Origin of the sequence: Cellvibrio chitinivorans (assembly GCF_035117775.1) — a bacterium.
GTDB classification, from domain to species: Bacteria; Pseudomonadota; Gammaproteobacteria; order Pseudomonadales; family Cellvibrionaceae; genus Cellvibrio; species Cellvibrio chitinivorans.
Genome location: NZ_JAYKKN010000001.1, coordinates 515,744 through 541,314, shown reverse-complemented (window position 1 = coordinate 541,314; position 25,571 = coordinate 515,744). Strand labels below are relative to the sequence as shown.

The following is a 25,571-nucleotide window of genomic DNA, read 5'->3' as shown; positions in this document are numbered from 1 at the left end:
TTCTATGCTATAGGTCAGCCTGCCGCTGTCTGTGGCTGGATACTTTGTAAGCTTGTTGAGGTTATTTCATGGCATTACTGCTGATTATTCTGTTGCCCTTGCTGGGTGCGTTGCTGCCGCCGCTGTGCGAGCGCTTTGGGCGCAATGTTTGCGCCTTCTCGGCGGCGCTTGGCCCGTTATTGGCGTTGGCTTTACTACTGAGCCATGTGCCGGCGCTGTTTAGCGGGCAGATGTTGTTTAGTAGCTGGGGCTGGATTCCCCAGCTGGGCTTGAACTTGAGTTTGCGGTTGGATGGCTTGAGCCTGATGTTTGCGCTGCTGATTCTGGGCATCGGCCTACTGGTGATCATCTACGCCCGTTATTATCTGGCCGATAAGGATTCCCTCGGCCGCCTCTATGCGCTTTTGCAGCTGTTTATGATGGCGATGCTGGGGATTGTGCTGTCCGATAACCTGCTGCTGTTGATTATCTTTTGGGAGCTGACCAGCCTCAGTTCCTTTCTGCTGATTGGCTACTGGTCGCATCGCAGCGAGGCGCGTAAAGGTGCGCGTATGGCCTTGGCGATTACCGGGGCGGGGGGCTTGGCGCTGCTCGCCGGTGCGCTGGTGCTTGGCCAGATTACTGGCTCCTACAGTTTGCAAGTGATCACTAACTCGGCGGAACTGATTCAATCCCACAAACTTTATCCTATCGCGTTGATTCTGATTTTGATCGGCGCCTTTACCAAATCGGCGCAGTTTCCCTTCCACTTCTGGCTGCCGCACGCCATGGCCGCACCCACACCGGTATCGGCCTATTTGCACTCGGCGACTATGGTGAAGGCGGGGGTGTTTTTGCTGGCGCGCATGTATCCGGCGCTTTCGGGGTCGGATTTGTGGTTCTATCTGGTGACCTTTACCGGCCTTGCGACCTTGGTGTTTGGCGCCTATAACGCGCTCTTTAAACACGACCTCAAAGGGCTGCTGGCTTATTCGACGATTAGCCATCTCGGTCTGATCACCATGTTGTTTGGCTTTAGCAGCCAGCTCGCAACTCTGGCCGCACTCTTTCACATCATCAACCACGCGACTTTTAAAGCTTCGTTGTTTATGGCGGCGGGCATCATCGACCACGAAACCGGCACGCGCGATATGCGCAAAATCAACGGTATGTGGAAGTACATGCCGATTACCGCCACTGTGGCGATGGTATCGGCCTCGGCCATGGCGGGGGTGCCGCTGCTCAACGGCTTTTTGAGTAAGGAGATGTTTTTTACCGAGACCTTGCGGGTGGATTTGATGGGCGGCTTTGATTGGATCATTCCGCTGTTTTCCATTCTGGCCGGTATCTTTGCGGTGGCCTACTCCTATCGTTTTATCCACGATGTGTTTTTCAACGGCTATCCCATCGACCTGCCGATTTACCCGCCGCACGAGCCGCCGCGCTACATGATTTTGCCTATGGCACTGCTGGGTGTGCTCTGCCTGCTAGTGGGCATTTTGCCCAATCTAACCGTGGCGCCGTTTTTAGCCGCGGCGAGTTTGGCGGTGCTGGGCGATACCCTACCTGAGTACCATATCGCCATCTGGCACGGGCTGAATTTGCCGCTGTTGATGAGCTTTCTGGCGACCCTTGGTGGTTTGCTGCTGTACAGCCAGCGCAGCGGCTTCTTCGCATTTTACGAGCGCAAATACCGGCTGGATGAAAACGTCGAATTTGAAAAGCGCATTCAGGGCATAGTGCGTTTTGCCCAGCGCGTGACCGATGCTCTGGAAATTGGCTCGTTGCAACGCTCGGTGGCGCTGTTATTGGCCACTGTGTTGGTGGTGGGTACGGTCGAACTCTGGCCTATTGGTTTCACCCATGTGCTGGGCGATGTCGCGCTCACGCCTATCGATTGGGTGAGCTTGCTGCTCGCGGTGGTGATGATGATCGCCGCGCTGGTGACGGTGTTTATCCATCACAACCGTTTTGCCGCGCTGCTGGTCGTCGGCGTAGTGGGGCTGATGGTATCGCTCGCATTTGTGCGTTTCTCCGCACCGGATTTGGCGCTCACCCAAATTTCGGTCGAGGTAGTCACTATTATTCTGTTGATGCTCGCGCTCTACTTTTTGCCCCAGCTCACGCCCTTTGAATCCAGTGCGGGCATAGTTGTGCGCGATATCGCCATAGCTGCCGGCGCCGGTTTGGGGGTTGGCCTGTTGACGCTGGCGATACTTACGCGCTCCTACGACACCAGCCTCGCCGAGTTTTTTGTCGCCAACAGTGTCAGCGGCGGCGGTGGCACTAACGTGGTGAATGTGATTCTGGTGGACTTCCGCGGCTTCGATACCCTGGGTGAAATTGCGGTGCTGGCGATTGCCGGACTGGGTGTGTACCTGATGCTCGACGGCTTGCAGTTGCCGCTGCCGAGCACGGATCTGGATGGACGCGGCTGGGCACGTGACCCCTATCCGCCGATTCTTATGGTGCTTTCGCGCATCCTCCTTCCGCTTGCATTAATGGTCGCGGTCTACATCTTCCTGCGCGGCCACAACCAGCCGGGCGGTGGTTTTATCGCCGGTTTGATCACCAGTATCGCGCTGATTTTGCAGTATGTGTGCAGCGGTTCCGACTGGGTCGAGCGGCGCCTGCCAGTGGATTACGGCAACTTAAGCGTGATTGGGGTGCTGGTCGCGGCGCTGACGGGCGTTGGCAGCTGGGTATTTGGTTACCCCTTCCTGACGACCACTTTCGGCCATATCCACTGGCCGGTGGTGGGCGAATTTGAACTCGCCTCGGCGATGATTTTTGATACCGGCGTGTTCCTCACGGTGGTGGGCGCGACCCTACTGATGCTGTCGCAACTGGGGCGTTTGGCGCAGACCACCTACGGCGTGATGGTCGCTGCACCTCCGGGCGATGAGCCCTTCATTACTGATTCAGCTCCGCGGGAGGTAAACAATTAATGGAAGTTTTAGTTGCTTTAGTCATTGCCGTATTAGTCGGCTGCGGCGTTTACCTGCTGCTGCGCGCGCGTACCTTCCCGGTCATTCTTGGGCTGACGCTCGTCTCCTACGCGGTCAACCTGTTTATTTTTGTGATGGGGCGCCTGCGCTCCGATGCCTCCACAGTCATCGGGCAGGGCGACCGCTACGCCGATCCACTCCCGCAAGCGCTGGTGCTCACCGCGATTGTGATCGGCTTTGCCATGACCGCCTTCCTGCTGGTGCTCGCCCTGCGCGCCCGCGCCGAATTGGGCAATGACCACGTGGACGGCAGCGCCGCCATCGGCGAGAAGCCGGTTCGACCGGTGCGCCCGCTATTGGAGGACGAAGTGTGAGTCACTGGATTATTGCTCCGATTCTGTTGCCGCTGCTCAGTGCAGTGGCAATGATTTTGCTCTCTGGCCGCCGCGCGCTGATCCGCACGCTTAGCTTTCTCTCGGCCACGGCGCTGCTGGCGATCAGCATCTACTTATTTATTCAGGCGCGCGACGGTGAAATCCATCTCTACGCCTTGGGCAACTGGCTACCGCCGTTTGGGGTGATGTTGGTGCTGGATCGCCTGAGCGCTCTTATGTTGTTAGTCACTGCGGTCTTGGCCTTTTTCACCATCGGCTATGCGGTCAGGGGAATGGACGCACCCGGCGACAAACTCCACGCCATGCTGCAATTCCTGCTGGTGGGAGTAAATGGCGCTTTTCTGACCGGCGATTTGTTCAATCTGTTTGTATTTTTTGAAGTGCTGCTGATCTCATCTTACGGCTTGCTGTTGCATGGGCGCGGCGCTGAGCGGGCGCGGTCCGGGCTGCATTATGTGGTGATCAATCTGTGCGGCTCGGCGCTGTTTTTGATCGCCGTAGCCGCACTCTACGGCTTGACCGGCTCACTCAATATGGCTGATATGGCCGCCAAAGTGCGCCAGATCAGCCCCGAAGACGCCCCCCTAGCCGCCACCGCCGGAGTGTTGTTGCTGGTGGTGTTTGGCCTCAAAGCCGCCATCGCGCCGCTCTACTTCTGGCTGCCGCGCGCTTATGCCGCCGCCAGCGCACCAGTTGCGGCTATGTTTGCGATTATGACCAAGGTCGGTGTCTACACCATTGTGCGTATTTATACACAAATCTTCGGCAATGATGCTGGCAATGTCGCCAATCTGGCGCTGCCCTGGCTTTGGCCGCTGGCGCTGATTACGCTGGTGCTGGGTTTGCTCGGCGCGCTGGCGGCGCGCGAGTTGCGGGTGCAAATCTCCTACCTGGTGATTGTCTCGGTCGGCACTTTACTGGCGGGTATCGCCCTTCATAGCGCTGCCGCCTTGAGTGCGACTTTCTACTATCTAATCCACTCCACGCTTATCTGCGGCGCGCTGTTTTTACTGGCCGATCTTATCGCCCGCCAGCGCGGCGAACTGCTCGACCGCATCACCAAAGGCCCGCGTTTGCGCCAGTCGGCGCTGCTAGGGGCGCTGTTTTTTATCGCGTCGATTAGTGTGATTGGTATGCCGCCGCTGAGTGGCTTTATCGGCAAGTTGCTGTTGCTCAATGCCGCCGGTGTGCATCTGAATAAGCTGTTGCTCTGGGTGATTCTGCTGGCCGGTAGTCTCGCAACCCTGATGGCGCTCAGCCGCAGCGGCTCGACTATCTTCTGGCGCACCGACAATCGCATCGCCACCGCACCGGCGGCCGATAAAGGCGCGCTCTTGGCGATTATCGGCCTGCTCGGCTGTATTTTGTTAACCACCATTTTCGCCGGGCAAGTGCTCGCTTACACCGAGGCTTTGGCGCAGCAACTATTGGAACCACAGGCGTATAACGATGCGATGCAAGCCTTCAGTATCTATGACGCCAAGGTCAAAGGGGAGGCACGCTGATGAATCCGCAAATTGCTCAACCAGTAAAAGCGCGGCGCTGGTTTCCGCACCCGACGCTGAGTGTATTTATGTTGCTGCTCTGGCTGCTGCTGGCCAACAGCCTGAGCGCGGGTCAACTGGTGCTTGGGGCTATTCTCGCCTGGCTGATTCCCTGGTTTACCCAAGGCTTTTGGCCGGAGGCGCTGCGTATCCGTAAACCGCTACTGCTGATGAAATTTTTGGGGGTGGTCTTGTGGGATATCCTTATCGCCAATCTGATTCTGGCGGTACGCATCCTCGGGCCTATGGGCAAGTTACAGCCCGCGTTTATGCGCGTGCCGCTCGACATCGAACAGGAATTCACCATCACCCTGTTTGCCAGCACCATCTCACTTACCCCCGGCACCGTATCGGCGGATTTGAATATGGAGGAGAAATATTTGCTGGTTCACGCACTGCATGTGATCGATATAGACGCCGCCATCGCCGAGATGAAACAGCGCTACGAAGCCCCGCTCAAGGAGGTGTTTGAATGCTCACCACAGCCATAAGTATTGCGATGCTGCTATTGAGCCTCGCCATCGCACTCAACCTCTGGCGCTTGATCATCGGCCCCTCGCTGCCCGACCGAATCCTCGCGCTGGACACTATGTACATCAACGCCATCGCACTCTTGGTGTTGTTTGGAATTTATGAGGACAGCATGTTGTATTTTGAAGCGGCGCTTTTGATCGCAGTGATGGGTTTTATCGGCACGGTTGCGCTCAGCAAATACCTGCTGCGCGGTGACATTATTGAGTAACAGAAAGTTGAGTAATAGAAAGTTGGAGAAAGAAAAGTTGAATAGGAAAAATTATGTCTACCTGGCTTGAAATCATAATCAGCGCCTGTCTATTGATCGGCGCCAGCTTCGCGCTGATCGGCTCGATTGGTCTAATGCGCCTGCCCGATTTTTACCTGCGCCTGCACGGCCCCGCCAAAGCCACCACCCTCGGGGTAGGCGGCATCATCATCGGCTCGGTCATTTATTTTTCCACCCAAGGTGACGGCCTGAGCTTGCATGAATTACTGATCGCGTTATTTTTATTTATCACCGCACCAGTGAGCGCGCACATAGTTGCAAAAGCAGCACTGCATTTGAAATTACCCGCGGTAGAAAGAACCAAAGGTAAGCCGTGGGAATAACAATAATTTTTTAAAAGGATGCTAAAAATGAAACGATTGTTAATACTTTGCAGCCTATTGTTTGCAAGTGTCGCATTTGCAGAAGAGCCGCTACCCGAACTGGAAGTTAAAAAAATCGATGAGGGAGTTTATCTGCACACATCCTACGAAAATTATCCAAGCTGGGGTTTGGTTGCATCCCACGGTTTAGTTTTTGTGGATGGCAAAGACGCTTACATTATTGATACGCCCGCTACAGTTAAAGACACAGAAGTCTTAGTTAGCGATCAAGGCTTCAAACCCAAGGTCAGCATCTCTACGCATTTTCACGATGACAGCACCATCGGCATTGCCTACTTGAATTCCAAATCCATTCCGACTTACGCATCAGAGCAAACGAATGATCTGCTTAATAAAGAAGGTGCGGTGCAGGCAACACAGTCGTTTAGTAAAAATCCCTATTGGCTGTTAAAAAATAAAATTGAAGCTTTTTATCCGGGCGCTGGCCACACGCCTGACAATTTGGTGGTGTGGTTGCCGAAGCAGAAAATTTTATTTGGCGGTTGTTTTGTAAAACCAGAAGGGCTGGGAAACTTGAGTCATGCAGTGATTGCCGACTGGCCCGCTTCTGCAGAAAAACTTATCAACCGCTATAGCGACGCAAAAATCGTAGTACCGGGTCATGGAACAATGGGTGATGCATCGCTGCTGGAAAAGACCAAACAGCGTGCGCTTGAGGCAAGTGCGAAACAGAAGTAAATCTGTAAAGGAGCAACTATGAACATTCACGAAAAGCTCAATTATGTCGAATTTGCCGCATGTGATCTGGCGGCGACAAAGAAATTTTTCTCAGCAGTGTTTGGTTGGGATTTTGTCGATTACGGTCCTGAGTACGCAGCCTTTTCCAATCAGGGTTTAGATGGCGGTTTTTTCAAAGCGGCTATGAGTAGTAAAACCAGCAATGGTGCAGCACTTTTAGTATTTTACAGCAAAGATATTCAAGCGACTCTGAAAAAAGTAAGCGCAAACGGCGGCACCATTGTAAAACACCTGTTCGATTTCCCCGGCGGTTGCCGCTTTCATTTTATTGAACCTAGCGGCAATGAATTTGCGGTTTGGTCTGAAGCTCAATAATAAAAAAACACTCAATTACGTTATTCGATACCCACTCAAACTCCCAATCGCCTCCAATGCTGTTTGCGCTGTGGCACGGCCTTGGAGGTTCATTGCGATCAAAATCTTTTTGCCGCTCTGGGTGAGTGCGTGAATTTTGTAAAGTTCTTGATAACCCTTGTCCCCATTACCGCGTAAACCAGCGGTGAGTTGCAGTTTGGCAATTTCGGCGCGCGGGATTTGATCGCGCCCTATGGCGATGCCCAACCAATAGCGCTGGCTGATCAGGCCGTTGTGATCGAGTTGAATGCGCAAACTGGTAAACAGCCATTTGAGGCAGATAAATACAATGCCGCCGCCCATCAGCGTAAAGGGCCAGACAATAATTCCCGGCGCATCGGCTTCGGCGCGCATTAATAAACCAGCGCCAAAGAAAAATAGTCCGCACACCAAGCCCACCAGATTATTGCCCCAGTTGTGCAGCATCGGAAAATACATAGCGACGCCGCCGGGAATTTGTTCGATGTTCGCAACACTTTCAATCAGCGCTTCGTGTTCATCATTTAACAGTGGATGCTCACAGCTTAACGGCAAATTAGTTTGGGATTTTTCCGCCGTCGCAAATACCGGCAGTTCAAATTGGCGATGCAAATCTATGCCGGGTAAATCGGCATTTAAATCCAATCGCCAAAATCGATAACTGCGGCTGTGGGGTTCCGATGCAGGTAAGTCGGCAGGTACATCAAAGCAAATTGCCAGCAGTGTTCCGCTAGTGGGCGATGGATGCGTGTGTGCAAGTCCGCTCGCGTGCCAAAGAATTTTTTCATGGCGGCTACGATTTTTGCCGCTGCCGGTTTCATAGCTGTGAACGCATTGCAGGCTCACCGGAAAACGCTGCTGGCTGCTGTAAGCGACAGGCACTTCAAGCGTGCCACCGACTTGCCCGCCGATGCTGCCGGGGTAGGGGTCAAGCGTAAGTACAAGCTGCCCGAACTTGTACCAACTGAGCGTGAATTTAACCGCTAATACCAGCAGATAAATTCCCGCCAGTGGGAATATCAAGGCAATCAGGATGAGCTTATTGCCGGATGCGAATTCTGCGGGAATCGCAGAGGTCGCAGGCAGTGAAACCAGATTCCAGAAAAGCGCAAATGCCCACATAAACCAGATGTTGTTTTTTGCTTTGCAAGTGATTTGGTTGCTCGCCCATTCCTGCTGCCCGAGCCAGGGTTTTAAGCTGCTTTCCGGGTGATCAGTCGCGCCGGTTTTTGCGCTGAGAGTTGCGACCATCAAGCCAATACCCACGCCGCCAAAGATCAACACAAAAATCATTTTGAAGCCGAGCATACCCCAGCGCATATCGCGGTTGAGCACGGCATCGGCTGGGTCATCAGGGTTGACCCACGCAGGCACTGGCCGCTGGTCGCGCAGCGCTCTCTTGAGCTGCGCAGCCAGATTCTGCTGAAAGCGGCCGATGTTATCGCTGCCGCCCATAATCGCCACCCGGTCGCTGGTGTAATCCATCATCTGATAGCGGTAGCTATAGCGCGCGATGGCTTGGTAAGTGTCGCTGTCATCACCACGGCTGGTAGACAGATCGGCGTGGAGGAGGCGAGCCTCCACCTGCGGCCAGCTTTTCATCTGCTGCCATTCATACAGGCTCGGAATTACACTCAAAAACAAAAAGCCCAAGCCAACCCCGGCAAAAGGCAGGCAAAACAGCAGCAAAAACAAACGGCTTTTTAGCGATTTTTTCATCTCGCAAATAATCCTGGGAAGTTGGCAAAAGAGGAAGATACAAGTGTAGCGGGAGTCGGTTCGCGGAGAGGAATTGCCATTTTCCAATACTTTGTGAAAAAAATGTGGAAAGGGAGAAAAAGCTGATCAATTGCTAATCATGGATGATTTAGCAGTATGTTTATTTTTTTAAATATAAAAATGTCATGGCTTTTTATAACCATAAACTTGCAAAACCGTCACAAAAACGGAATTTGAGTGGGATTTTGGGTTGACGCTTATCTGATCAAAACGCATCCTTTTCGCCTCATTCGTAGCTGCCAGTCAGCATTTATGAGATTTCAGGCACTAACAACAATAACGCTTGGCTCTCAAAACAGTGTTTTCAGCATCACCCGATCATTTAGAAAAACCATAACAACAAGCTTTATAACCATAAGTCTGCGCATCAACTCAGCAGTCATTGCCTTACCTGTCGGTAGGCGCCTATCGGTGTTTTCGGTCATATCCCCTTAGCGGAGAACTAGGGGAGTCGCGCGTTGCGCGGCATACATCTGAATAACAACGAAACAGCGACGATCCCAGGATCAAGGTACTTTCCATGACTTCAACAAAATTCATGACTGCAACAACGCTCACCGGCCGCATTGGCCAAACTCTGGCGCTTACCGCCGCAACCAGCCTGCTTGCCTGCGCCGTACACGCGCAAACTCTTGGCGCCAACCTCTCATTGACTGGCCCCAGCGCCGGTGCCGATGGCTCAGGTTTTAGCGATACCAAACTGGTACGCGATGGCGATGCCAGCACCTATACCCAAGCGAGTGGTACATCCAACCAACGCGTGTCCGTCAAATGGGGCAGCGCGATCAATTTCAACACCGTGATTTTGCGTGAATCCGGCAACACCGCCGGTGCATGGCAACTGGTGAATAACGATACCGGCGCGGTTCTCGCAACCGGCAACGGCATAGGCTCAGCGCGCACCGTGAATCTGGGCAATGTGTCCATGAAAAAGCTGAACCTGATTGTGAGCGGTAGCTCGCCACTGCGTATGGCCGAGATCGAGGTGTACAACGCCACTGGTGCAGTCAGCTCCAGCTCAGTTGCCTCCAGCACTCCATCAAGTGCAGCCAGCTCCAGTGCATCGGCGAGCCAAACGGTGGTTTATCAAGCCGAGAGCGGCAGCCTGTCGCAAGCGGCAGTGGAGTCCAATCATGCTGGTTTCAGCGGCAGCGGTTTTGTGAATTTTGACAATCTGATCGGCAGCTACGCCCAGTGGACGGTCAACCAAGCCTCTGCGGGCAATGCGGTATTGAACTTCCGCTTCGCCAATGGCACTACTACCAATCGCCCTATGTCGATCAGCGTAAATGGCACTGTGGTGAATTCCGGTTTGGCGTTTAACGGCACCGGCGCTTGGGCGACTTGGGCAAACCAATCTTTAACGGCTTATTTGAACGCCGGTAGCAACGTGATTCGCGCAGTATCTGTCACTAGCGATGGCGGCCCTAACCTGGATCAGTTGTCAGTGACTGGCGGCTCAGTGGTGGTTGGCTCATCCAGCGTTGCATCGTCCAGTGCTCCTTCTTCAGTAGCATCCAGCAGCGCGCCTGCGTCTTCATCAGTAGCGTCTTCAACCCCATCCTCAGTGGCTAGTTCAAGTGTTGCCTCGTCTTACAACGGTGCGATTCGCCCAGCCAAGATGGAAGGTTTTGCGGCTCACGCCAACGTGACCGGCGGTGCTGGCGGTACTGTGGTGACGGTATCGACCGGTACGCAATTGAACGCGGCACTTTGCGGTCGCAGTACCATGAGCGAGCCAATCATCATTCGCGTCAATGGCACCATCAACCACAGCAACACCACATCTCAGGGCTGCAATACTCAAGACGACGTGATTGAGGTCAAGCAAATGAGCAACATCTCAATTCTCGGTGTTGGCACCAATGCGCTGTTTGATGAGATCGGCATTCATGTGCGCGATGCGTCCAACATCATTATCCAGAACGTACATATCCGTAATGTGAAGAAAAGTGGTTCGCCAACCTCAAACGGCGGTGATGCCATCGGTATGGAAACCAACGTCAACCGCGTGTGGATCGACCACAACTGGCTCGAAGCGTCAGGCGGGGAAAAAGATGGTTACGACTCATTGCTGGATATGAAAGCCGGTGTGACCAACGTGACTGTGTCTTACAACCTGTTTAACGATTCCAGTCGCGCCGGTTTGATTGGTTCGAGTGATAGCGACAACAAAAACACCAACATCACTTTCCACCACAACTGGTACAAAAACATCGAACAGCGCACTCCGCTGATTCGTCATGCGTTGGTGCACATGTATAACAACTACTGGTCTAACACCAGCATCGACTACATGTTCCACGCCATCAACTCGCGCATGAACGCCAAGGCGCTGGTTGAGAGCAACTATTTCTACAACGTCAACAACCCGCTGATCGCCTCGGATGATTCCTCTGAGCCAGGCTGCTGGCAAACCAATAACGACAACACTGTGCTGCCGCAGATTTACTACAGCCGCACCGTGGGCAATGGCGCTTTGGTTATCCCGCAAGTGGTGAGCGGCCAATTGCAATCTACCTGTTCTGTATCTGTGCCTTACTCGGTGCAAATGGATGATGCAGATGATGTTCCGGGGATTGTGACTGCGAACGTGGGCGTAGGAAAAATCCAGCCTTAAGGGATCGCTGATCCGTCTCTAGCGCGCAGGAGTTGGTTCGCACCAGCTCCGGCGTTGCTGTCGAACAAGCTTAAAAATCTCAATAACAATAATTTTTCACAGGTAATCGAAATGACTATTTTCAAACAAAAATCCAAGCAACAGTTGCATTGGTTGGGGCGTGGTTTGGTGTTTGGCGCCGCCAGTCTGGCGCTGGCGGTTCAGGCGCAAACACTGGGTGCTAACCTCTCATTGACTGGCCCCAGCGCCGGTGCTGACGGTTCCGGTTTTAGCGATACCAAGCTGGTGCGCGATGGCGATGCCAGTACTTACACCCAAGCCAGTGGCACTTCCAACCAGCGTGTATCCGTAAAATGGGGCAGTGCGATTAATTTCAATACGGTGATTCTGCGTGAATCCGGCAGCACCGTTGGCGCTTGGCAGCTGGTGAATAACGATACCGGTGCGGTACTCGCGACCGGCAATGGCATAGGTTCAGCACGCACCGTGAATCTGGGCAATGTGTCGATGAAAAAGCTGAACCTGATCGTCAGCGGCAGCTCGCCACTGCGCATGGCCGAGATTGAGGTGTACAACGCCACAGGCACCGCCAGCTCCAGCTCGGTTGTTTCCAGTTCAATAGCTTCCAGCACGCCATCAAGCGCAGCCAGCTCCAGTGCGCCTGCAAGTCAAACAGTGGTTTATGAAGCCGAGAGCGGCAGCCTGTCGCAAGCGGCAGTAGAGTCCAATCACGCCGGTTTCAGCGGCAGCGGTTTTGTGAATTTTGACAATCTGGTCGGCAGCTACGCCCAGTGGACGGTCAACCAAGCCTCTGCGGGCAATGCGGTATTGAACTTCCGCTTCGCCAATGGCACCAGCACCAATCGCCCTATGTCGATCAGCGTCAACGGCACTGTAGTGAATTCCGGTTTGGCCTTTAATGGCACTGGCGCCTGGGCGACCTGGGCGAATCAATCGATCACTGCCTACCTGAATGCGGGTAGCAACGTGATCCGCGCAGTATCTGTCACTAGCGATGGCGGCCCTAACCTCGATCAGTTGTCAGTGACTGGCGGTTCAGTGGTTGTTAGTTCATCTAGCGTTTCTTCTTCCAGTGTTCCCTCATCAAGTGCTCCTTCATCCGTAGCATCAAGTAGTGCACCAGCTTCTTCATCCGTTGCATCATCCAGCAGTGTTCCGGTATCGAGTAGCTCGCGCAGCAGTGTGGCTTCTTCTGCCAACTCATCCAGCGGTGAGATAAGCGCAGCTTGTATCCAATTGGCGACCAATCCATCGGTCAACTGGCGCGATACTTCATTGCAAAGCGATCAGGAAATCGTTGAGTGTCTGTCCAAAACCTTGGGTAGTCCAGTGGGTTACGGTGAAAACGCCAAGGGTGGGTTCAATCCCAACGGCGGCAGCAAGCTAACTGTTATCACCAAAAATTCCAGCGTGACCGTTGAGCAGCAATTGATTGATGCGCTGACCGACAACGCGCACAACTGGATTGTGTTCGACAAAATCCAATTTGCGCAGCCATCGGAAATCGGTATGTATCGCCAGTACTGCGGCGACGCAACTGTGCAATCGATTCTCGGCGCGAGCCAGGCAGAATGTATCGACTATCACTCATGGTGCGCGCGCAAAGGCTTTAGCGGTTTGGAAACCTGTCGCACTGAGTTCTTTAACAAGGCGATGAACAAGAGCAATATCCCGATCCGCATTCCGGCGATTGGCTCTAACAAAACCCTCGATGGCCGTGGCACTGAAGCCTATTTCATCTTTAGCGGTTTCGCGATTGGTAAAGACAGCAATGGCGCGCCAACCCAAACGTCTGAAAATGTGATCATGACTCACCTGAAATTCCAGGGCGCGGGTCACACCGAAGACCACTATGTCGATCCGGATATGATCCGCTCCACCGGCGCATCACACGATATCTGGATTCACAAAAACACCTTCGATACCACCGGCGATTCAGCGTTTGATGTGAAAGTGGGCGCCTATGACATCACTATGTCATTCAACCGTTTGGTGAATGTGAAGCGCGCGGTACTGCACGGCTCCAGCGACAGCCGTACCATCAATTCACAAATCACCACCACCATGCACCACAACGCCTTCGTCACTACCGATGAAGACTACACGTTGCTCGGCAATACCCTGCGCCGTGTACCTCTGCTGCGCCGTGGCACCACCCATATGTTTAACAATGTGTTCGTGAACTATCGCAACCAGATCCTGAGTTTGCGTGTAGGCGCGAGTGCGCATATGGAAGACAGCGTGTTTGTAGTAAATGCCGCGCATCAGGAAAAGAGTTCACTGGAAGCTTCATTGGCAGAGTTGGCTGCAAATCAATTTAAAGATATTGATGACGGCAACTTCCGCAACGAGCGCAACTTCCTCTGGTTCGGTAGCAGCACCTGCGATTTGAATAGCGCAACCAAAACCGCCCTGACTGCCAGCAATGGCTCGGTATCGGATTTGGCATTGAATTATTCCGCGGCATCGCAAAGCAAAATCAACAGCTGGCACTTTGAAGCCGGTCAAGACTTGGTGGATTACCTGAGCGCGACCACCGGCAAATACGGCCAAATGCCATTCAACTCACCACTGGCGGGCGACCGTCACTACGTGTTGGGCTTGGGCAAAGTCGGTTGCCAGGTTAGATAAAAATCCTCACAAGGGATAAACCTAAAAGCCCCGCTGCAGTGCAAACTGCAGCGGGGCTTTTTTATGGCGTAAATTTCTTGCCCGCTTTTTGCGGAATTACCTAAAATCTAGCGCCGATATTGCTAGTGAGTGAACTGCCCTATGAATGATATGGAAAATGTCTTTGCCGCATTAAAAAAAGCCATGGACTCTTATTACCTCTTGGAGGCAGAGACTTGGGAATTATTCAGCGCAATTTGCAAATACCGTGAACTGAAAAAACATCAAGTGTTGTACGCATTGGGAGAAATACCTTCGTCATTTGCGTTTGTACACTCAGGTTTATTCAGAACTTTTATCACCGATGACAAAGGCAATGAGTACAACAAGAATTTTTTCTACGAAGGCACTTTCCCCGGTTCTATGGCTGCTTTGTTGCGCCATGAACCGTCTCAGTTTGCGATAGTCGCGCTTGAACCGGCACAGATTATTGAAATTGATTTCCCTGCCTATCGCGCACTGCTGGATAAATACGAAGATTTAAAATGGTTCCAGATCAACTATCTGGAAAAAAATTGGCTGCTCGCCAAAGACGCGCGTGAAGTTGCCATAGTGCAGGAAAATGCCACCCAACGTTACCAACGCTTTATTCAAGACTATCCATTTTTAGTAGAGCGCTTGCCGCAACACCATATTGCATCCCATCTGGGCATCACACCGACGCAACTTAGTCGCATCCGCAAAAGCTTGTAAATTTCTATTTCATCAACCTATGTAAATGAATTCGCAGGTTGCTACCCCTATGCTGGCTCTATTGTTGAATAGAGCCAAAAGCAAAGAGGTAAACAGCGTGAATATTATTGAATCCCTTCACTGGCGCTATGCGGTGCGCGAATTTTCCAGCGAACCGGTTGCGCCAGAAAAAGTGCAGCAATTATTGGATGCAACGCGCTTGAGCGCTTCATCTTATGGATTGCAGCCGTATCATTTATTGGTAATCCAATCGCCGCTAATTAAACAGCAACTGGTTGAATTTTCCCTCGGGCAAGATAAGGTCGCGCACTGCTCGCATCTGGTGGTCTTTGCCGCACATACGAATATTGGTGATGCAACAGTAAATCGCTATATCGATATGTTTTCCAAAACGCGCGGTGTTGATCCTGCGCAACTTGAAAATATGGCGCAGCATTACAAAGCTGCTTTGGCGGTGATGACGAACACCCAGCGGCAAGAGTGGGCGCATCAGCAAGCCTATATTGCCTTGGGCAATTTCCTCACCTGCGCCGCTGTGTTGGAAATTGACAGCTGTCCGATGACGGGAATAGAAGTGGAAGGGTTTGATCGCGTATTAAATTTGCGCGAAAAAAATCTCACCACTACAGCGGTTTGCCCCATTGGTATTCGCCATCCACTCGACAAAACTGCCCATGAAAAAAAGGTGCGCTTTAATGCACAGGAGTTGGTAACACTGCTATGAATTATTTTTCATGGTTAGCGCTACTAGCCGGTGCCGCTATAGCAATTCAGGCAGGCATGAACGCACACTTGGGGGTGATTTTAAAAAGCCCTTTGTTATCAGCTGCGATCGCGTTTGTTGTGGCTTGTTGTTGTGTGTTGCTGGTGATCGCCATTACCGCGCGACAATTACCTTCACTGGGTAGCATCCAAACTGTACCTTGGTATTTATGGTGTTCAGGAGCTATCAGTGCATTTGGTGTTGCATCATTTTATTTTCTAATTCCGCGTATGGGGGTTGGCGCCATGATGTCGTTTGCGCTGACGGGACAACTCCTCGTAGCAATGTTGATAAGCCATTGGGGATTTTTTGATTTGCCGATCAAGACCATCGACCTGAAAAAAATATTGGGTATGGTGGCGATGATTGCTGGCATTGTATTGATCAATAAGGACTGAAAAACAATATGAACACAGAAAAATTAAAGCAATTGAATGTAGATAATCTGACCTCGCTCTGGCGGAGGATGGGAATTAACAAAAATTCCGAGTGGAATAAAAAAGGCTTAACTGTTTCAGAAAAATGGCCGAATCGTTATTGGTTTGATTGGGATGCAAACATCCAGCAAATTAATTCGATAGTTCCGGTGTTGCATCAATTGCCTGCGCAAGCGGTTGTACCTGTTTGGATAGGAGCAGGGCAAGCAGCTAATCAATTGGAAGTGTTTTTAAAAGATGAATGTTTTCAGGTGTTATTTTCACAGCAGGCAATGTATCTGGATTTGCAACAGCAAGTGCTTCCCAATTTACCTGAACTCAATGTAATAGAAGCGCAATCGCCTACTGACATAGAAACCTGGGTCGCCACTGCGAGTGCGGCATTTGGCTACACAATTGATGTTGCAGCAATTGCCGCTCTGGTGGATGTACCTGAAGTAAAGTTGTTGCTATTGAAGGAGGCTGAACAAGCAGTGGCAACAGCACTGGTCTATCAAACCGGCGATGTCATTGGCGTACATTTGGTAGGTGTGCCAGATGAATATCGCGGCCGGGGATTTGCACGTATGATCATGCAGCAGGTGATAAAAATCAGTATAGAGATGGGCGGAAAATATCTAACCCTGCAAGCATCTGCTGCTGGCGAGCCGCTCTATTTGCAGTTGGGGTTTGAGCGGCAATTTGAAATTCGAAATTACAAGCGCAGCTCGTAAACGATTAAGTATTGATTATTATTGGTCGATGGATTTTTTCCATTCGCGATAATCCTGCTCAATAAGCTGGCTAGGCCAGTAGCCGTACCAGCTGTAGCCGGTGCGACGCTCGCGTGCGACTTCGCTGAGTGTGGCAACACGAGTGCCATCGCGGTTGGCAAAGAAGGGAGTGTTATCCGCTAAATCATAAAAGCGTGCCCAGAGCAGGGGCGCTTGCGCATCGGGCGTTACAATAAAATCTGATGCGCTACCATGAAAATCAAAACGCTCGGCTTTTGCTGCTATCTCCTGATAACGCAAACCCTGAATCGCATTTTCCTTAAACCAAGTAATCGCATTTTCAATTGCATTGATGGTGGCTTTATTGGGATTTTTAAAACCCATTAGATACTGCACAACTTCAACACTTTCACGCGCGACTAAACCGGGTAACTCGAATGCGCGTCCGGTCGTAGGCTGTACTTTATCGCGCGTGTATTGTCCTGCCCAAATCGTCGGAATACCGTTTTGTTTTATTTGCAGTTGCAGCAGTAATTGATCGCCGCGATTTTGCGCGATTTTCGCTGCGTGCCGCTCTTGTTTGGTCAGGAAAATAAAATTGGGATCGCCTTCATTAATTTCGCGCAATAAAGTCAAAATTCCTGGCATCACCGCATCCATAATCGTGATATGACCAAAGTAGTCATCGGTGCGTGCGGGTGTATGTGTCCATCCGCCGTTAGGCAATTGGGTATCGATAATAAAAGAGAGGCCGCGGCGCGCAGCATCGCGATAGAGTGAATTGTTCGTCTTTCTAAAAGCAGCTGCTAGATAACGGATTTGCGGATAAGTATTGCGATTATCGAAACTGGAATCTTGTGCGTTGTGCTGAGCTTGTTCGGCTTTAATTTCGGCGCTGGTTAATTTGCGCAACGGATTGCGATTGACTGGCCAACCGCCATCGGCGCGCTGATAAATTAATAAATTATCAGCAATTGCGGCGATATTAGTTTCCGGCCAAAGCGGGGCAGTATCATCGGCATTTTGATCATTCCAATGCTTAATGATGTCCTCAAAGCCCGAGATGTCGATGGCATCATTCGCTTGTGCTGTGGAAACACTTAGCGCCAATAACAATAAAACTGAACAGATACCTTGTTTTATGGTGCAGTGTTTCATGGTGCAGTGTTTCATGGCGCAATGTTTCATGAAGCAGTATTTGATTGTGCAACAACTCGTTGACCATCTTTACGCGCCGGCGGCATCTTGGCGATTTCGCTTTCGATCCAATTTTTTACATCTTCCGTTAATTGCTTGCGATCTTTACCTGCGGTTTCAAATGGCTCGCTGATAACAACGCGAATGGTGCCGGGGTATTTAATGAAATTTTTGGTTGGCCAGCATTCACCGGCATTGTGCGCAACGGCGATTATGGGTACACCGGCGCTGATAGCAATGTCGGCGCCGCTGCGCGCGTAGTTGCCAATTTCACCAACAGGGGTGCGTGTACCTTCAGGAAAAATCAGTAAATTATTGCCTTGCTCCAAGCGATGCAGGCCGATGCGTTTAATATCTTTTAATGCTTGCATTGGATTGCTGCGGTCAATTGCGATAGGGCGCAAGCTCGCTAAACCCCAACCAAAAAATGGAATACGAAATAATTCTTTTTTGAGGATGGTGCTCACCGGGCCAAAATAATATTGCAGAAACATGGTTTCCCAAGTGCTCTGATGTTTGGCCATGACGACGGCAGGAAATTTGTCGGTATGTTTGTTACCAACAATTTCAAAACGCACGTTGCAGCACACGCGAATCCAGAACATTACAAAACGGTTCCAGCAAGTCACTATGCGCCAGCGCCACGAGTAGGGAAGGATCGGCCAAATAAGAACGGCGATAAAACCGATCAACGCACTGGTAAGGTTGTATCCAACAGCAAACATAAAACTGCGAAGCTTGAGCACGTTAATTCCTGTGAATGATCGGTATTAGTTATCGGTAGTAATAATGAAATCGGCTGCAGCACCAAGGTTATCAAACACCTGTACTTGATCCGCCGTAATGTGTGGGGTGCCGCTCTGTAACGCGGGAACTTCCAATTGCGCCAAAGTGCGCACGCCGTTGCCGGTTTTTACCAGAATGGGTTTACAGCCTTTTTGCACAGCGGCTTGCAAGTCGCGCAGGCTGTCGCCGACAACATAACTGCTTTCAACAGAAGTATTAAATTCTGCTTCAATCGCATCGAGCAAACCGGGTTTGGGTTTACGACATTTGCAATTGTCATCCGGGTGATGCGGGCAATAAAAAATACCGCCCAGCTCGCCGCCGTTTTCTACAACCAAGTCGGTAATTTTTTGGTGGATTGCTTCCAAATCTTCCAGCTCAAATTTACCTCTGGCCAAACCCGCCTGATTGGTCGCGATCACCACTGTGTAACCCGCTTTATGCAGGCGCACAATCGCATCAATGCTGCCAGGGATGGCAATACATTCATCGGCGGATTTTACATAGTCATCGCGATCGTGATTAATCACGCCGTCGCGGTCGAGAATAATTAGTTTCATGGGTACTCACTGGGAGAGTGCGTGTTCGGAGTCGGGCGCAAGCCCGTGAGACACGCCGTAAATCCGTCCATGGAGGCTCATCTGCAGCGTCCATGCTGCAGACGGTCTCACAAACTTGCGTCCGACCCCGAACGACAAGTTTGTGCCAGATTCCAATTAGTTTTTAGCAGGAACCAAATAGGAAATATCTGCTACTTCCAAAAACAATCCGCGCAATTTGCTTAACAGCGCCAAACGGTTTTGTTGTAGCGCCTGATCTTCACACATCACCATTACGCTATCAAAAAACGCATCCACCGTCGGTTGCAAATCGGCAAGCGCTGCCAAGGCTTTGGTGTATTCGCGTGATGCAAATAAGGGAGCAACCAAAGCTTCTTTTGCATTTACGGCTGCAGCCAGATTTTTCTCTGCATCTTCTTGCAGCAATGCTGAATTAACATCAGTGCTTACCGCTGCATTTTGTTTAGCGAGAATATTGGATACGCGCTTGTTAGCGGCAGCCAAGGCCTGCGCCTGTGGCAACTTGCTGAATTCATTTACGGCATGTACGCGTTGGTTGATGTCCAAAGGTTGCGACAATTGTTTTGCCGTTACCGATTGGAAAACCTCTGCAGGAATCTGCGCATCTTCAAACATGGCGCGGAAACGGTCGAGCATATAGCTGAGCACTTGCTCTACCAGTTCATCGCCAACCGTTAAGTTTTTGTGTTGTGCTTTAGCGAAGGTCAACAACTCGCGCAAATCGAGCGTCAGATTTTTTTCCACCAGCAAACGCAATACGGCGATGCTTGCACGGCGCAAAGCGAATGGATCTTTGGAGCCGGATGGTTGTTGGCCAATACCGAAAATACCGCTGATGGTATCCAGGCGATCCGCGAGTGCGATAATGGTACCGGTCACAGTTTGCGGCAATTGGTCGCCGGCAAAACGCGGCATATATTGCTCGTTCATCGCGGCAGCCACTTCGGCATTTTCGCCATCGTTTTGCGCGTAGTAATAACCGGCGATACCTTGCATATCATCAAACTCGCCAACCATATTGGTCACGAGATCAGACTTACACAATTGCGCTGCGCGCTCTGCTGAAGTTGTATCTGCATTGAGTTTTGCTGCAATTAATTTTGCGAGGCCAGCAACGCGTTCAGTCTTATCGTAGATAGTGCCGAGCTGCGCTTGGAACACGATAGTTTTCAAACGCTCGCGCAGTGAAGCGAGAGTGGTTTTTTTATCGGTTTCAAAAAAGAACGCTGCATCGGACAAACGTGGGCGAATAACGCGCTCGTTGCCGTTAATAATTTGCGCGGCATCTTTGCTCTCAATATTCGCCACAGTGATGAAGTTGTTTTTCAACTTGCCATTGGCATCTACCACGTGGAAATATTTTTGGTGTTCTTTCATGGAAGCAATCAAGGCTTCTGCAGGAACAGCAAGGAAACGCTCTTCAAATTTTCCAGTCAGTGCGACTGGCCACTCAACCAACGCAGTCACTTCATCGAGCAGGTCGGCATCAATTACTGCAACGCCGCCAACTTTTTTCGCTTCAGCTTCAACTTGGGCTTTGATCGTTGCGCTGCGTTCGGCGAAATCAGCCACTACATAACCGGTGTTTTTCAACACTGATGCATAGTCACTGGCTTTCGCTAATTCAATCGTATTGTTGTAGTGGAAACGATGACCACGGCTGGTGCGACCTGCTTGCAAACCGAGAATGCTGGCATTAACCACATCGCTACCAAGCAGCATCACTAACCAGTGTACTGGGCGTACAAACTCTTCGCGGGTTGCGCCCCATTTCATGCGTTTGGCAATGGGCAATTTCGCCAGTGCATCGCTCACCACTTTTTCCAACAGGCCAGCAGTTGCTTGGCCTTGTTGGGAAATGCGTGCAACCAACTTCTCGGCTTTGCCATCGCTCTCAGCTTTTAATTCAGATGCGGCGATGCCATTTTTTTCGGCAAACGCGAGTGCCGCTTTGGTCGGCTTACCTTCTTTATCAAAAGCGATAGCTGCCGGTGGGCCCCAGACAACCAATTCTCTTGATGGTGTTTCGCTCGCAAGATTTTCAACCAACACGGCCAAGCGGCGTGGTGCGGCATAGGCTTTAACAGCGGTGAAAGTTAATTCCAGTGCGGTGAGATCCGCTTGAATGCTTTCAACAAATGCATTCATCAAATTTTTTAAATTTTTGGGTGGTAATTCTTCTGTACCCAGCTCTACTAAAAAATCAGTAACCAGAAAATCAGCAGACATTATTTACTCTCCTCAGCAGAAGTCGCAGCGGAAGAGCCTTCAGCGGCTGTTGAAATTAAAAGCTCTGCACGTAAGGCTTCAGGAGCAAGGGGGAAGCCGAGGGCTTTGCGGCTATCGTAATAAGCTTGGGCAACGGCGCGCGACAGGGTGCGCACACGCAAAATAAAACGCTGGCGCTCGGTCACAGAAATGGCGTGGCGCGCATCCAGCAAGTTAAAAGCATGGGATGCTTTCATCACCATTTCATACGCGGGCAGCGGCAGATTTTTTTCCATCAAGCGCTGGCTTTCTTTTTCGTAGAAATCGAAATTGCTGAACAAAAATGCGGTGTCGGCTTCTTCAAAGTTGTAGGTGGATTGCTCCACTTCATTTTGATGGAACACATCGCCGTAGGTGACCTTGTCGCCGTTCGGGTTGATGGTCCAAACCAAATCAAAAATCGAATCCACACCCTGCAGGTACATAGCGATACGCTCAATACCGTAAGTGATCTCACCGGTGACCGGGAAGCATTCCAAACCGCCGACTTGTTGGAAGTAGGTGAACTGGGTAACTTCCATACCGTTTAACCAGACTTCCCAACCCAGACCCCAGGCGCCGAGGGTGGGTGATTCCCAGTTGTCTTCCACAAAGCGGATGTCGTGCACATTGGTGTCGATCCCCATTTCGCGCAGCGAGCCCAGATACAAATCCTGGATATTGGCGGGCGATGGCTTCATCGCCACCTGAAATTGATAGTAGTGCTGCAAGCGGTTGGGGTTTTCGCCGTAGCGTCCGTCTTTCGGGCGGCGGCAGGGTTGCACGTAGGCGGTGTTCCAGGTTTCCGGGCCAATGGCGCGCAGGAAAGTCGCGGGGTGGAAAGTACCGGCGCCGACTTCGAGGTCGAGCGGTTGCAGAATCACGCAGCCTTGGCGCGCCCAGTAGTCTTGCAGGGCGAGAATCAAACCCTGAAAGGTGCTTACGTCGTATCGTTTTTCAGACATGGTGGACCTGATCTGTGAATGGTGGTCAATGAAATGCAAAAAATGCGGGGATTATAGCCGCCAAGGCCGCGCGCTGTCAGCGCTTATCTCATGTGTACCTTTTGGTGCGCTCAGACCCATAAATTGCAAATTCGAGCGCTTTGCTGGTGCGTTGTTACAGCGGTTTTACGCGTTGAGTAAAGCGCTCGTAAACACTGAGTAAATCCAGCGTAAAAGCCCGTTTTGAGGGTTTTAATCGTCACTTTCAGAGCCTATGTTGTAATCACAGAGTGAGCGTCAGAGGGGCGATTAAGTCGCCAGTTGTAAAGACGGCAACGCTCTTTCTGAGTTACTCAACTTTATTATCGAGCTGTAGAGCTACCGGGGTTTGTCATGAAAAATTTAAACGTGTTTTCGTTAGCAGCGAATGATCATCTGGTTAAACCGGAAGAGTTTGACGATGTGCAGGGTTCCACATCGGCGCTGGCGATTCTCACTGATTTCCGCAGCCATAAACCCCACATGGTTGATAGCCATCTTGAGGCGACTGAAGCGCTGGAAGTGATGTTGGCGGAAGATGTCCAGATCAAACTGGTGGTGGATGGCAGCAAAGAATTTGTCGGGGTGATCAGCGTTGACGATCTGGCCGACCACAATATGCAGCTGCGCCAAATGGCGCTGCATGTGAAACGCGATGAACTGCTGGTGCGCGATTTGATGCACAGCCGCGCGAGTATCCGCGCCATCGATTACGACCAATTTAAACGTGCGACCGTGGCCGATGTGGTTTCGACGCTGAAAAAATCCCATCAGGAATATCTGCTGGTGGTGGATAAAGATGCACACCATATCCGCGGCATAGTGTCTTCCCGCGAGATATCCAGCCGTTTGCACGCGCCGGTGGAGATCGAAAAAGAGCTGACCTTTGTCGATATTTTCACCGCGGTAACCGCGCACTGATTGTCCAACCCTTTGAGAGCGGGCTTGCCACTAGCCCGTTTTCTTTTTTCTAGTCTATTTTCTTTTTCTAAGCCGCTGTGTTTTGTAACGTCCCGCCTTTCACACGCAAATATCCCCGCTCTTGGGGTGGTTCGAGCATTTAGTTGTCGCTTTTTTTCCGGTAAGCTGCGCGCACTTTTTGTTGCATTGGCGCGCGTCCCATGAAAGATCATCTGGCACCTGCACTGTTTAAACTACTGGCTCTGCTACCTCTGTGCGTTTTGCGCGCGCTAGGCAGTGCGCTCGGCTGGCTTATCTGGCTGTTAAATACCCGCGCCGCCAAGATCACCCGCGTGAACATCGCACTCTGTTTTCCTGAGTTATCCCCCGCTGAACAAAAAACGCTGGCGCGCCAAAGCCTGCAGGAGACTGCCAAAACGGCAGCGGAAGCAGGAGCCATCTGGCGCAATTCCTGGAGCTGGTTGCAGGGGCAAATCGTGGCGATGGAGGGCGATGAACTCCTGCGTGCCAAGCTGGCCGAGGGTAAGGGTGTATTGGTACTGGCGCCCCATCATGGCAATTGGGAAGTGGTAGCGCCTTATCTGGCGAGTGTGGCTAATCTCACGGCGATGTACCAACCGCTCGACAACCCTAAAATGGATGAGCTGGTACTGGCCGGGCGCAGCAAACTCAATATCACTATGGCGCCGACCAATCGCAAAGGTGTGATGATGTTATTCAAAGCGCTACAGGGCGGCACTATTGTTGGCATCCTGCCCGATCAGGTTCCTGGCAGCGACGCTGGCGGTGAGATAGCACCTTTTATGGGGCATCCCGCACTGACGATGACACTGGTGCAGGGTTTAATCCAGCGCACTGGCTGCGCGGTTTGCTCATGCTATGCCGAGCGCGTTAAAGGCGGTTTCAAGTTGGTGGTGATTGAGGCGGATGCGCAGATTTACAGTGAAGATCCGCTCACCTCGGTGACGGGGTTAAACGCCAGTGTCGAGGCCTGCGTCCGCCGCGCACCGGCGCAGTACCAGTGGGAATACCGGCGTTTCTATCGTTTGCCGGAGTCTTATCCTCAACATTACCGGTTCAAATCCTGATCAACCGCTACACTTGAACCACGTGACTTTAGTAGTTAGTTACACATCATTTTTCACATAATCGATATATCTGGTTGTTGCAATGAATACATCTGTAGTCCCAACTAACTGGCGCCCGCTGCGGGTCCTGACTCTGGCGACAGCAGCGATCTTCTCGCTCAGCGCCTGTACCCAGCAAAAAGTCTTGCAGCAAACGCAGGAAGGATTGGCCACTGCCAACGCTTGTGTGGCGAACTATGAGACGCAAGGTCAGCAGCTCGGCCAGCAGCAGGCGCAAATCCTGAGCCAGTTGCAGCAGGTGCAACAGCAGTTGGTAGTGCAACAGCAGGCGATTGAAGCCAAACCGCAGATAATCGAGCGCGTGGCGCCCAAAGCTAAGTGCCCGCCAGTTCCGGTGATGGTGAGTAATCCGGCCAAAGTTCAAGCCTTGCTCGATAAGCAAATTGTCGGCTTGCGTGAGCAGGCGTTGATCGCCGGTTTGAATATTGTGATGCAGGCAAAAATCAGCACCAGCGTGGCCAATTCGGTGATCGATGCGCGCAACATTCAAATGTTTGAGCGCAACGGCGAAGAGTGGGTGCGCTTTACTATCTATAACCCCGAGACCAAAGAGCCGCACATTTTGGAGCGCAAGCGTCTGCGCTTCCAAACTGTGCAGTCCGCCAGCCCTACGCCAGATCGCCGCCCGGTAGTGGAAATTCGTTTCACCATCGGCAAGCTGACCCAGAGAGGCGAGTTTATTCTCTCGGATCGCAGCACCTCCGAATTCCCCGTTCTGATCGGCCGCAATTTGCTGCGCGATGTGATGTTGGTGGATGTGAGTGGCAATAACCTCGCGCCCCTGCAGCGGGTGGATGAAGCGATTAGCAGTTCAGGTTCGTCAGCCGCGAAAAAATAAATCGATTACCTCTAACGCCGGTCATTCGTACCGGCGTTGCAAGACCCGCCTT

At 51.6% G+C, this 25,571-nt stretch carries 23 protein-coding genes; 17 read left to right on the top strand and 6 right to left on the bottom strand.

Annotated elements, in window-relative coordinates; genetic code table 11:
• The first annotated feature begins 68 nt into the window (after positions 1-68).
• From SPL68_RS02355 to SPL68_RS02320, 8 genes are read left to right on the top strand one after another with little or no spacing between them, the layout of a single operon-like run.
• Entirely contained in the window at positions 69-2,927 is a 2,859-nt protein-coding gene (locus SPL68_RS02355) for a monovalent cation/H+ antiporter subunit A (RefSeq protein ID WP_323813459.1), read from the top strand.
• A complete protein-coding gene (locus SPL68_RS02350) occupies positions 2,927-3,301 on the top strand; it encodes a Na+/H+ antiporter subunit C (protein WP_323813458.1) in 375 nt (124 codons plus the stop codon). The genes SPL68_RS02355 and SPL68_RS02350 overlap by 1 nt, the downstream gene beginning before the upstream one ends.
• Positions 3,298-4,827 carry a monovalent cation/H+ antiporter subunit D gene (locus tag SPL68_RS02345; RefSeq protein ID WP_323813457.1) on the top strand — a complete coding sequence of 510 codons (1,530 nt, stop codon included), beginning with the start codon at positions 3,298-3,300 and terminating at the stop codon, positions 4,825-4,827. Before SPL68_RS02350 ends, SPL68_RS02345 begins: the two co-directional genes overlap by 4 nt.
• Positions 4,827-5,357 carry a Na+/H+ antiporter subunit E gene (locus SPL68_RS02340; protein WP_323813456.1) on the top strand — a complete coding sequence of 177 codons (531 nt, stop codon included), beginning with the start codon at positions 4,827-4,829 and terminating at the stop codon, positions 5,355-5,357. The genes SPL68_RS02345 and SPL68_RS02340 overlap by 1 nt, the downstream gene beginning before the upstream one ends.
• A complete protein-coding gene (locus SPL68_RS02335; protein WP_323813455.1) occupies positions 5,339-5,608 on the top strand; it encodes a K+/H+ antiporter subunit F in 270 nt (89 codons plus the stop codon). The genes SPL68_RS02340 and SPL68_RS02335 overlap by 19 nt, the downstream gene beginning before the upstream one ends.
• A 53-nt stretch (positions 5,609-5,661) precedes the next feature.
• A complete protein-coding gene (locus SPL68_RS02330; protein WP_323813454.1) occupies positions 5,662-5,991 on the top strand; it encodes a Na+/H+ antiporter subunit G in 330 nt (109 codons plus the stop codon).
• A 27-nt stretch (positions 5,992-6,018) separates the two neighbouring features.
• Positions 6,019-6,729 carry an HMB family subclass B1 metallo-beta-lactamase gene (gene blaHMB / locus SPL68_RS02325; protein WP_323813453.1) on the top strand — a complete coding sequence of 237 codons (711 nt, stop codon included), beginning with the start codon at positions 6,019-6,021 and terminating at the stop codon, positions 6,727-6,729.
• Positions 6,730-6,747: 18 nt separating this feature from the next.
• Positions 6,748-7,104, top strand: coding sequence for a VOC family protein (locus SPL68_RS02320; protein ID WP_323813452.1), 357 nt, complete (start codon positions 6,748-6,750; stop codon positions 7,102-7,104).
• Positions 7,105-7,119: 15 nt separating this feature from the next.
• Here SPL68_RS02320 and SPL68_RS02315 read toward each other — a convergent pair whose 3' ends face one another.
• Entirely contained in the window at positions 7,120-8,841 is a 1,722-nt protein-coding gene (locus tag SPL68_RS02315) for a DUF3592 domain-containing protein (protein ID WP_323813451.1), read from the bottom strand.
• Positions 8,842-9,421: 580 nt separating this feature from the next.
• Between SPL68_RS02315 and SPL68_RS02310 the strand changes: the two genes are divergently transcribed.
• The 6 genes from SPL68_RS02310 to SPL68_RS02285 all read left to right on the top strand — a co-directional run bounded on the left by SPL68_RS02310 (position 9,422) and on the right by SPL68_RS02285 (position 16,818).
• Complete coding sequence (locus SPL68_RS02310; RefSeq protein ID WP_323813450.1) at positions 9,422-11,521, top strand: pectate lyase family protein; 2,100 nt, start codon at positions 9,422-9,424, stop codon at positions 11,519-11,521.
• Between the two features lie 111 nt (positions 11,522-11,632).
• The gene (locus SPL68_RS02305; RefSeq protein ID WP_323813449.1) at positions 11,633-14,173 is read left to right on the top strand and encodes a pectate lyase family protein; all 2,541 of its coding nucleotides are present in this window, start codon (positions 11,633-11,635) and stop codon (positions 14,171-14,173) included.
• A gap of 141 nt (positions 14,174-14,314) precedes the next feature.
• Complete coding sequence (locus SPL68_RS02300) at positions 14,315-14,905, top strand: Crp/Fnr family transcriptional regulator (protein WP_323813448.1); 591 nt, start codon at positions 14,315-14,317, stop codon at positions 14,903-14,905.
• A gap of 97 nt (positions 14,906-15,002) precedes the next feature.
• On the top strand, positions 15,003-15,629 hold the full coding sequence (locus SPL68_RS02295) for an NAD(P)H-dependent oxidoreductase (RefSeq protein ID WP_323813447.1): 627 nt from the start codon (positions 15,003-15,005) through the stop codon (positions 15,627-15,629).
• Positions 15,626-16,066 carry a DMT family transporter gene (locus SPL68_RS02290; RefSeq protein WP_323813446.1) on the top strand — a complete coding sequence of 147 codons (441 nt, stop codon included), beginning with the start codon at positions 15,626-15,628 and terminating at the stop codon, positions 16,064-16,066. The genes SPL68_RS02295 and SPL68_RS02290 overlap by 4 nt, the downstream gene beginning before the upstream one ends.
• A gap of 8 nt (positions 16,067-16,074) precedes the next feature.
• Positions 16,075-16,818, top strand: a complete 744-nt coding sequence (locus SPL68_RS02285; protein ID WP_323813445.1) for a GNAT family N-acetyltransferase — start codon at positions 16,075-16,077, stop codon at positions 16,816-16,818.
• An 18-nt stretch (positions 16,819-16,836) separates the two neighbouring features.
• On the opposite strand, the gene pelA is transcribed toward SPL68_RS02285, so the two are convergent.
• The 5 genes from pelA to glyQ all read right to left on the bottom strand — a co-directional run bounded on the left by pelA (position 16,837) and on the right by glyQ (position 22,594).
• Positions 16,837-17,976, bottom strand: coding sequence for a pectate lyase (pelA, locus tag SPL68_RS02280; RefSeq protein ID WP_323813444.1), 1,140 nt, complete (start codon positions 17,974-17,976; stop codon positions 16,837-16,839).
• 26 nt (positions 17,977-18,002) lie between these two features.
• A complete protein-coding gene (locus SPL68_RS02275) occupies positions 18,003-18,761 on the bottom strand; it encodes a lysophospholipid acyltransferase family protein (RefSeq protein WP_323813443.1) in 759 nt (252 codons plus the stop codon).
• A 24-nt stretch (positions 18,762-18,785) separates the two neighbouring features.
• Positions 18,786-19,361 (bottom strand): D-glycero-beta-D-manno-heptose 1,7-bisphosphate 7-phosphatase, encoded by a 576-nt coding sequence (gene gmhB / locus SPL68_RS02270; RefSeq protein ID WP_323813442.1) that lies wholly within the window; start codon positions 19,359-19,361, stop codon positions 18,786-18,788.
• A gap of 156 nt (positions 19,362-19,517) precedes the next feature.
• A complete protein-coding gene (gene glyS / locus SPL68_RS02265) occupies positions 19,518-21,611 on the bottom strand; it encodes a glycine--tRNA ligase subunit beta (RefSeq protein ID WP_323813441.1) in 2,094 nt (697 codons plus the stop codon).
• A complete protein-coding gene (glyQ, locus tag SPL68_RS02260; RefSeq protein ID WP_323813440.1) occupies positions 21,611-22,594 on the bottom strand; it encodes a glycine--tRNA ligase subunit alpha in 984 nt (327 codons plus the stop codon). The genes glyS and glyQ overlap by 1 nt, the downstream gene beginning before the upstream one ends.
• 372 nt (positions 22,595-22,966) lie before the next feature.
• Between glyQ and SPL68_RS02255 the strand changes: the two genes are divergently transcribed.
• The 3 genes from SPL68_RS02255 (at position 22,967) to SPL68_RS02245 (ending at position 25,519) form a co-directional block, all read left to right on the top strand.
• A complete protein-coding gene (locus SPL68_RS02255; protein WP_323813439.1) occupies positions 22,967-23,533 on the top strand; it encodes a CBS domain-containing protein in 567 nt (188 codons plus the stop codon).
• 200 nt (positions 23,534-23,733) lie between these two features.
• Entirely contained in the window at positions 23,734-24,621 is an 888-nt protein-coding gene (locus SPL68_RS02250) for a lysophospholipid acyltransferase family protein (RefSeq protein ID WP_323813438.1), read from the top strand.
• Positions 24,622-24,703: 82 nt separating this feature from the next.
• Entirely contained in the window at positions 24,704-25,519 is an 816-nt protein-coding gene (locus SPL68_RS02245) for an ATP-dependent zinc protease family protein (RefSeq protein WP_323813437.1), read from the top strand.
• Positions 25,520-25,571: the final 52 nt, after the last annotated feature.